The sequence below is a fragment of the Pseudorhodoplanes sp. genome, from assembly GCF_046289595.1.
Classification (GTDB): domain Bacteria; phylum Pseudomonadota; class Alphaproteobacteria; order Rhizobiales; family Xanthobacteraceae; genus Pseudorhodoplanes.
In genome coordinates this window covers 1-8,842 of record NZ_JBKBVB010000156.1, presented here as the reverse complement: position 1 = coordinate 8,842, position 8,842 = coordinate 1, and the positions used below count along the sequence as shown (strand labels likewise).

Here is an 8,842-nt window from a genome sequence, read left to right as displayed (position 1 = left end):
AACTGTCGACGCTCGGCGATCCGCTGGCCGATTTCAGCTATCACCTGATGCAGTGGCATATGCCGCATTCGGAGAGCCGCGCCGGCACCGGCTCGCTGGCGGGGCTCGATCTGAACGCGCTCGGGCTGCCGTCTCTCTCCGACTATGTCGACCGTTATGTGAAGCGCACCGGTCTCGATCCGCGCCCGCATCTTCCCGCCTATCTCGCCTATAATTTCTTCCGCATCGCCGCGATTCTGCAGGGCATCATCGGCCGCGTGCGCGACGGCACCGCGACCAGTGACCACGCGCCCGCCAAGGCCGACATGATCCGGCCGCTCGCCGCCACGGCCTGGCGCTTTGCGCAGGAAGCGGGTGCGCGGTGAAGCGCGTGGCGCTTGCGCTGGGCGGCGGCGGCGCGCGGGGCCTGGCGCATATCGCGGTGCTGGAAACACTCGACGAGATGGGCATCCGCCCGGTCGCGATCGCCGGCACATCGATCGGCGCGCTGATCGGTGCGCCCTATGCCGCCGGCATGAGCGGCAAGGACATCCGCAAGCATGTCACGGCGCTGGCGCGCGATCGCGCCGGGCTGTTCAGCAAACTGGTCGCGGCACGCGCCGGCGGCAGCATCGGGTCGCTGATCGCATCCGGCTTTCGTACTGCCTCGCTGATCGATGCGGAGAAATTCTGCGCGCAGTTCCTGCCGGATGCCGTGCCGGAGACATTCGACGCACTGCAGATTCCGCTTACCGTGATTGCGTCCGACCTCTATGCGCGGCGGGAGGCCGCGATCTCGGCTGGCGCGCTGCGGCCCGCGGTGGCGGCCTCGATGGCGATTCCGGGCCTGAGCCGCCCGGTGATGGTCGAAGGCCGCGTCATGGTCGACGGCGGCGCGACCAATCCGCTGCCCTTCGACCGTGTGCGAGCAATTGCCGACATCGTGATCGCCGTCGATGTCGCTGGTCCCCCGGCCGCGGATTGCACGGCGATGCCGGATTCGCTCGAATGCTATTTCGCAACCGTCCTCGTGATGGCGCAGACCATCATCGACGAGAAGCTCAAATATGGCGCGCCCGACATCGTGCTGCGGCCCAATGTCGGCATTTTCCGTACGCTCGATTTCCTGCGGGCGAGCGCGATCCTGCGCGCCTCGGAGCCGGTGAAGGCCGAGTTGCGGGAGAAGCTTGGCTCGCTGCTGGCGGCGTAGCGTCACCGCCGCTCTCTGAAAAAATCCTTCAGCACGGCCGATGCCTCGCTTTCCCCGATCCCGCCATAGACCTCCGGCCGATGATGGCAGGCGGGCGACGCAAAGAACCGCACGCCGCTCTCCACCGCGCCGCCTTTGGGATCGGCCGCCCCATAATAGAGGCGGCGGATGCGGGCGAAGGAAATGGCGCCGGCGCACATCGCGCAGGGTTCCAGCGTGACATAGACATCGCAATCGGTCAGGCGCTCGCTGCGAAGCGCCTGAGCTGCTTGCCGGATCGCCAGCATTTCGGCATGCGCGGTCGGATCGCGGTCGCGGATGGTGCGGTTGCCCGCGCCCGCGATCACCTCGCCGTTCTGCACGACAACACAGCCTACCGGCACCTCGCCGGCGGCAGCGGCGGCACGGGCAAGGTCCAGCGCCTGGTCCATGAAGCTCTTCGACATTCGCATCCACGTCATGCCCGGGCTTGTTCGTCGCCACCACGCCCTTATACACATTCTTACGAAAACACGTGGATGGCCGGGTCAAGCCCGGCCATGACAGATGGCAAAACAGCAGCAAGAGACTCCCGCCGGCGACCGCATCGCCAAGGTGATGGCCCGCGCCGGGCTGTGCTCGCGGCGCGAGGCCGAGGCCTGGATCGCGCAGGGGCGTGTGTCGGTGAACGGGGCCGTCATCGCCTCGCCCGCCCTCAATGTCACCGCCGCCGACAAGATCGCCGTCGACGGCAAGGCCTTGCCGCAGCGCGAGCGTACGCGGCTGTTCCTCTATCACAAGCCGCGCGGCCTCGTGACCACGCATGCCGATCCGGAGAAGCGGCCGACCATCTTCGAAAAGCTGCCGAAAACGATGCCGCGCGTGGTCAGCGTCGGGCGGCTCGACCTCAACACCGAGGGACTGCTCCTCCTCACCAACGACGGCGGGCTGGCGCGCGTGCTCGAATTGCCGTCGACCGGCTGGCTGCGCCGCTATCGTGTGCGCGCGCATGGATCGATCCTGCAGCCGCAGCTCGATGCGCTGCGCAAGGGTGTCACGGTCAACGGCATCAGGTACGGCGCGATCGAGGCGACCGTCGATCGCCTGCAGGGTGCCAATGTCTGGCTTACCTTTGCCATCCGCGAAGGCAAGAACCGCGAGGTGCGCAATGTGCTGGAGCATCTCGGCCTGAAGGTGAACCGGCTGATCCGCGTGTCCTTCGGACCGTTCCAGCTGGGCGACCTGCCCGAGGGCGCGGTCGAGGAGGTGCGCACGCGGCATCTGCGCGAACAACTCGGCGAGCGGATTGCGACGGAAGCGGACGTCGATCTGACCGGGCCGATCTCCATTATCGACGAACCGGAAGATGAAGAGCCGATCGCGCCGAAAGCGCGCGGGCGTGGCAAACCGGAAAAGCCAGTGCAAACTGTCCGCGGGGAAGAGCCGAAGCCGAAAAGCAAGGCGAAGCAACTTCGTGAGCGCTTCCGCACCTCGGATCGCCCCGCCACCGGCCGCACCAAGCGCGATCCGCGCGCCAACCGCGCCAAACGGAAGCGCTGATGCGCATCGTCGGCGGCAGGTTCCGCGGGCGCACGCTGACGGGCCCGAAGTCTCACGGCATCCGCCCGACCTCGGACCGCACCCGGGAGTCGATCTTCAACATTCTCGCGCATGCCTATGGCGACCCGGTGGGAGGGGGGCGGGTGCTCGACCTGTTCGCCGGCACGGGGGCACTGGGCCTGGAGGCGCTGTCGCGCGGCGCGGCCTTTGCCTTGTTCGTGGATGACGGGGCGGAGGCGCGTGCGCTCATCCGCCAGAATATAGAGGCGCTCGGCACGGCGGGGATAAGTCGCATCTTCCGGCGCGATGCGACGAAGCTCGGCGACGTGCATCCGAACGCGCCGTTCTCGCTGGTGTTTCTCGATCCGCCCTATGGCAAGGGGCTGGCGGAGAAGGCGCTTGTCTCGGCGCGCGCCGGCGGATGGCTGAACGAGGATGCGCTGATCGTGGTCGAGGAAACGAAGGGCGTGTTCACTGCGCCGGAGGGTTTCGCGGAGATCGAGCGGCGCGACTACGACGACACCGAAATTGCGTTTCTCAAGCTCCAGTAAGCTGCGCTACTTCCTCCCGAACAGCCGCTCGATATCGCTCAGCTTCAGCTCCACATAGGTCGGCCGGCCATGATTGCACTGGCCCGAATTCGGCGTGACCTCCATCTCGCGCAGCAGCGCATTCATCTCCTCAGCCCTAAGCCGCCGTCCCGCGCGCACCGAGCCGTGGCAGGCCATGGTGGCGGCGACATGCATCAGCCGCCGTTCCAGCGGAAGCCCGTCATCCCATTCCGCCATATGCTCGGCGAGATCGCGCACGAGCGCAGCGGCATCGATTTCGCCGAGCAGCGACGGGGTCTCGCGCACCGCCACCGCACCCGGACCGAAGCTCTCCAACACCAAACCATACTTCGCCAGTTCACCGGCGTGCGACGTGAGCCGCTCTACATCGGTCTCGTCCATCTCCACGATCTCGGGGATCAGCAGGATCTGCCGCGCCACGCCGTCGCGCTCCACGGCAGCCTTCAATCGCTCATAGACCAGACGCTCGTGCGCGGCGTGCTGATCGACGATGACGAGTCCATCGCGGGTCTGCGACACGATATAGGTGTCGTGAACCTGCGCGCGGGCGGCTCCGAGCGGCTTGTCGAGTGCATCGGGGGCAGGAGCGATCGTCTCCACCCGCGCGCTCGCGGCTGCAGGACCGACATCGAATACTGCCTGCGCGGCTTCGGCGAGACCGAGGGCCGCATTGCCCTGTGTGGCAAAGGACTGCACCGGATACGGCGCCGACGGCGAACGCCGCCAATCCCAGCCACTTCGCGGCGGCGAGGACGCAGGCCGGAACGCACTCACCGTGGCCTCGCCGCCTGTACTCGCGGCGCGTCCAGCTTCGCGGGTCAAGGCCTCGCGCAGCGCGCCGAGGATCAGGCTGCGCACGAGACCCGGATCGCGGAACCGCACCTCGGTCTTGGCCGGATGCACGTTGACGTCGACCTCGCGCGGATCGATGGCGACGAACAGGGCAACCGAAGGATAGCGCCCGCGCGGCAGATAATCCGCATAGGCCGCAGACACTGCACCGAGCAGCAGCTTGTCGCGCACCGGCCGGTCATTGACGAACAGATATTGCGAAAGCGAATTGGCGCGGGTGTAGGTCGGCAGCGCCGCGAAGCCTTCGACCGAAAGGCCCTCGCGCCCTGCCCGCACCTCGACGGCATTGTCGCGGAAATCCGCGCCGAGAATATCGCCGAGCCGCATGAGACGTCCGGCCGGTCCGGGCAACGCCGCAGGCCAGGTGACATGCGCCCGCTCCTCGCCCGCCAGCGTGAAAGCGACGTCCGGCCGGCTCATCGCCAGACGCCGCACCACCTCGCGCACGGCCTCGCCTTCGGCGCGTTCGCTTTTCATGAATTTCAGACGCGCGGGGGTGGCATAGAACAGGTCGCGCACCTCGACCCGGGTACCGCCATTGAGCGCGGCCGGTGCGGGCGCGGATTTCACGCCGGCCTCGACGGTGAGGCCCCAGGCGTGCGGTTCGCTGGCGTGGCGCGTCACGACCGAGAGCTTCGAGACCGATCCGATGGATGGCAGCGCCTCGCCGCGAAAGCCGAGCGTTGCGATCGCCATCAGGTCGTCGTCGCTGGACAGCTTCGAGGTGGCATGGCGCTCGACGGCAAGATTCAGGTCGTCGCGCGTCATGCCGGAGCCGTCGTCGGTGACGCGGATCAGCCGCCGCCCGCCGCCATCGGTGACGATCTCGATTTTCTTTGCGCCGGCATCGAGCGCGTTCTCGACCAGTTCCTTCACCGCGCTCGCAGGCCGCTCCACCACCTCGCCGGCGGCGATGCGGTTGACGAGGGATTCGGAGAGCTGGCGGACGGGCATGGGGTGAGTTTACCGGATTCGCGGACCGGAAGCGCGCAAGCGCCGCCGCCCCTGTTCTTTGGCCGGCGCGGGGACGCCCGTCTTTCATGAAAATGTGAGGGGAATGATGCGCCGAAAGACGCAGGGCATTCCTGACATGCCGCCCGCCATTGCTGACGTGCGGCCGCCTCACGGCGCATCACCGGGCGGGATTGCGTCCGCCTGGCTCATTTCGCGGCGTTTTGGTGCGACGCGCAGTGCATCGCACTGACCTCGGGGCCGCGTTTGCGTACCTGCACCGCAGCGCAGGCCGTATCAGCGAGCTCCTCGCGCACGGGTCGTAGTGCCCGTAGAGCGGAGTCCCCGGGCCTCCCGGGAGTGCGGCTGACGAAGCCGCACCCGCAGGCGCCGCACCCCGCTCCATCGACCGGCGTCACCGGTTGACGCCCCTCTTGAGCGAGGTGGAAAGAGATTATGCTTTTATTCCTAACACGTCAAGAGGCAGATAAAACACCGTCGTCTCCGCGAAAGCGCGGACCCATAACCACCGCTCCGGAACATGGCTCCCCGCTGTCGCGGGGACGACTGAATCCGTGCATGATGCAGCAAGCCGCGGCGCTCAATCCAACCGCACCCGGCCGCGCATGCCCTTCACATCGGCGCGATGCTTCTTGCCCTCCAGCCGCTTCGTCCTGGACGCCTTGGTCGGCTTGGTGGCAACCCGCTTGACCGGCTTCACCGCGGCCTCGCGGATCAGCGCGACGAGCCGCGCGCGGGCTTCGGCGCGGTTGCGCTCCTGGGTCCGGGCAGTCTGCGCGATGATGACAAGAATGCCGTCCTTGGTCAGGCGTTTGCCCGCCAGCTTCATCAGCCGGAGCGCGACATCGTTCGGCAGCGAGAGCGAGCGCCGCACATCGAAACGCAATTGCACCGCGGTCGAGAGCTTGTTGACATTCTGCCCGCCCGGACCGGAGGCGCGCACGAAGCTCTCCTCGATCTCGTCCTCGTCGATTGCGATGGTGTCGGTGATGCGGATCATGGGGTTCACTGTAGCGGAATTCGGGCACCGGTATGCAATGCAGTCGTCCCCGCGAAACCGGGGACCCATACCCTGTGACGCTTCAAAAGAGATTCAGTGCAGCATTCAAACGGTCAGAGCGGTGGCTATGGGTTCCCGCTTTCGCGGGGACGACCGGCATCGCAAATGCGGGCCCGCATCATATCCGCTGCGCCAGCCACACGGTGTGGCCGTTGCAGGCGGGGTCATCGGCGATATGCCGCACGACGCGAAAACCGTGCGCCTCCAGAAGCGCGCGATACTCGTCCGGGTCAAGACTTGCGTGATAGAGCGGTTCGCCCTCAAAGGCGCCGCTGGCTTCGCCCTGCGCCGGGCCGCTGGTGAACATCAGCACAGCACGCGGCGCGGCATGGCCGCGGAAGATCGCGAACATGGCCCGCTGGTCGTCCGGCGTCAGGTGAAAGAAACTGTCCCAGGCGAGCAGGCCGTCGAATGTGCGGCCAAGCGATAGCATGCGCATGTCCGCGACCACCCAGTTCTGCCGCGGAAAGCGCGCACGCGCCATCGCGATCAATTGCGGCGAGGAATCGATGCCGGTGACGGCAAGACCGCGCGCAATGAGATCGCGCGCAAGCGGTTCGCCCATGCCGCAGCCGATATCGAGCACCGCAGCGTTCTCCGGAAGCAGGGCGGCAAAGGCATCGAGCCACGATTTCTCGAAGAGGCTGCGTCCGCGCAGGCGGTCATAGGCCTGCGCATGGCGGTCGTAGAGCGGGATGATGAAATCGGCGTCGGAGGGCATCCTACAGCGCCGCGCTACCCCTTCCCGGCCAGATAGCGCTTCGCCAGCACCTTGCCCTCTTCCACCGCGGGCTGATCGAAGGCGTCGACGCCGAGGAGATGCGCGGCGACAATCGTCTCCAGCATGAAATGCATGAGCAGTTCGCCGAGCGCGCGTTCGTCGATGGTCTCAAGATGCATGGTGCGGACCGGGCAGCCGTTCTTGGCCAACGTCTCGGCGGTGGCGCGGCCCTGCGCAGCGACGAGATCGCCGATGGTCCTGCCGCCGAAATCGGGTTCCCCGGCACGCCGGGCGAGGTCCGGATCGATCACCGGCCCCTTTCCTGCAACGCCAGTCGTGATCACGGTGAACAGCTTGTCGCGCGGACCTGCGATGAAGAGCTGCAACTGGCTGTGCTGATCGACCGGGCCGAGCGCACCGATGGGCGTCGTGCCCTTGCCGTCCTTGCCCAGGCTCTCGGCCCAGAGCTGCACATACCATTTGACGAATTTTTCCAGCCGGTCGGCATAGGCCATCACGGCGGAAATGGTCTTGCCCTTCTCTTGCGCCAGACCGATCGACAGCGCGGCGCCAAGTGCAGCCGGCACCTCCTGCGCGGGCTTGCCCGCCAGCACAGGTGCGAGCGCCGCGGCCGCGCCCTCGCGCAGCGCCACGATATCGAGCCCGAGGATTGCCGCAGGCAACAGGCCGACATTGGTCAGCGCCGAAAAACGGCCGCCGACCCCGGTATCGTGTTCGAGAAACTCAACACCTTCGGGCTCGAGCAGGTCGCGCAGGGCGTTGCGCCCGCCCGGCTTCACAAGCTCGCTGAGGCCAAGAAACATCTCGCCGATCCGCGTATCGAGGCCGATCGTCTTGCAGGCCGACAGCGCCGCCGCAGTCTGCATCAGGGTCTCGCCGGTGCCGCCGGACTTGGAAATTGCCACGAAACGGGACGTCGCAAGCGGCAGCCGCGCCAGCAGCAAGCCGAAGCTCAGCGGATCGAGATTGTCCATGAAGTGAATGCGCGGCCCGACCCGCAGCGCACCCACCCCCGGCACCGCATAGCCCGCAAGCTGCGCCAGCGTCTGACCGCCGAGGCTCGAGCCGCCGGTGCCGAGAAACACGATGTCGGTGGCCCCGTCGGTGAGCCGCGCGGCCGCGGCCTGGACGGCGTCGATGTCGGCACGCTCGGCCGGCAGATGCAGGAGCCGCAGACCGCCATCGGCATGGCGAGCCCGCACGCTATCGAGCGCAGTGTCGCTGCGGACCAGCGCTGCATCGAGGGCGGCGTCGGAAATGCCGTGCGGACCGATCGCGGCCGCACGGGCGAGGTCGATGGACTGGGCGATCATGGACATGCTTTAGCGGATGCGCTGCGCAAGGCCAATGGCGACGGCAAGGCCGAAGCGCGCGCGAAACCCGCCCGCGGCGCTGCGGTGGCAATGGCGGGGCTTGCGCCGCCGCCGCCCGCTCAGCCGCCCTGCTTTGCGTTCGCGCCCTGCTGGGTGCGGCCGACCACAGTGAACATGACCCCGCCATTGAGCAGGCGGCCGGCGACGCGCTTGACGTCGTCGAGGGTCACGGCGTCGATCAGGCCGTTGCGGCGCTCCCAGTAGTCGATGCCGAGTTCGTCGACCTGAAGCTGGACCAGCTGACCCGCGATCTTCGTCGAGGTATCGAAGTTCAGGGCGTAGGAGCCCTTGAGATAGGACTTCGACTTTTCCAGCTCCTCGGCGGTCGGCCCCTCGTCCGCAAGCCGCTTGATCTCCTGCTCGATCAGCACGACGGTCTCGTCGGCCTTGTCGGCGCGCGTCTGCGTACCGCCCATGAAGAGGGCCGAGGCATGCAGCGGCAAGAGATAGGAATAGACCGAATAGGCCAGCCCGCGCTTCTCACGCACTTCGCTATAGAGCCGCGAGGTGAAGGAGCCGCCCCCCAGAATGTGATTGACAATG

At 67.0% G+C, this 8,842-nt stretch carries 8 protein-coding genes and 2 pseudogenes; 4 read left to right on the top strand and 6 right to left on the bottom strand.

The genetic code is table 11. The features are described 5' to 3' along the window. A pseudogene (locus ACK41X_RS21470) lies at positions 1-365 on the top strand (phosphotransferase family protein); the annotation flags it as partial. Between the two features lie 5 nt (positions 366-370). Next, a complete protein-coding gene (locus tag ACK41X_RS21465; RefSeq protein ID WP_409727678.1) occupies positions 371-1,189 on the top strand; it encodes a patatin-like phospholipase family protein in 819 nt (272 codons plus the stop codon). A gap of 2 nt (positions 1,190-1,191) precedes the next feature. Here the strand turns inward: ACK41X_RS21465 and tadA are convergent, their stop codons facing one another. After that, positions 1,192-1,650 carry a tRNA adenosine(34) deaminase TadA gene (gene tadA, locus ACK41X_RS21460; protein ID WP_409727675.1) on the bottom strand — a complete coding sequence of 153 codons (459 nt, stop codon included), beginning with the start codon at positions 1,648-1,650 and terminating at the stop codon, positions 1,192-1,194. Between the two features lie 115 nt (positions 1,651-1,765). Here tadA and ACK41X_RS21455 point away from each other — a divergent pair. Continuing rightward, positions 1,766-2,728, top strand: a pseudogene (locus ACK41X_RS21455) (pseudouridine synthase); the annotation flags it as partial. Next, a complete protein-coding gene (gene rsmD / locus ACK41X_RS21450) occupies positions 2,728-3,279 on the top strand; it encodes a 16S rRNA (guanine(966)-N(2))-methyltransferase RsmD (protein WP_409727672.1) in 552 nt (183 codons plus the stop codon). The pseudogene ACK41X_RS21455 and the gene rsmD, both read left to right, overlap by 1 nt. Positions 3,280-3,285: 6 nt before the next feature. Here rsmD and mutL read toward each other — a convergent pair whose 3' ends face one another. From mutL to ACK41X_RS21425, 5 genes are all read right to left on the bottom strand, one after another. Then, positions 3,286-5,106: a DNA mismatch repair endonuclease MutL gene (gene mutL, locus ACK41X_RS21445; RefSeq protein WP_409727669.1), complete on the bottom strand. Its 1,821-nt coding sequence runs from the start codon at positions 5,104-5,106 to the stop codon at positions 3,286-3,288. A 598-nt stretch (positions 5,107-5,704) separates the two neighbouring features. Further along, on the bottom strand, positions 5,705-6,124 hold the full coding sequence (arfB, locus tag ACK41X_RS21440; RefSeq protein ID WP_409727666.1) for an alternative ribosome rescue aminoacyl-tRNA hydrolase ArfB: 420 nt from the start codon (positions 6,122-6,124) through the stop codon (positions 5,705-5,707). A 178-nt stretch (positions 6,125-6,302) separates the two neighbouring features. After that, entirely contained in the window at positions 6,303-6,905 is a 603-nt protein-coding gene (locus ACK41X_RS21435) for a class I SAM-dependent DNA methyltransferase (protein ID WP_409727663.1), read from the bottom strand. Between the two features lie 14 nt (positions 6,906-6,919). Beyond that, complete coding sequence (locus ACK41X_RS21430; protein WP_409727660.1) at positions 6,920-8,245, bottom strand: glucose-6-phosphate isomerase; 1,326 nt, start codon at positions 8,243-8,245, stop codon at positions 6,920-6,922. Between the two features lie 113 nt (positions 8,246-8,358). Continuing rightward, positions 8,359-8,842, bottom strand: a 484-nt coding sequence (locus ACK41X_RS21425; protein ID WP_409727657.1) for a M16 family metallopeptidase, incomplete at its 5' end; no start/stop codon positions are given.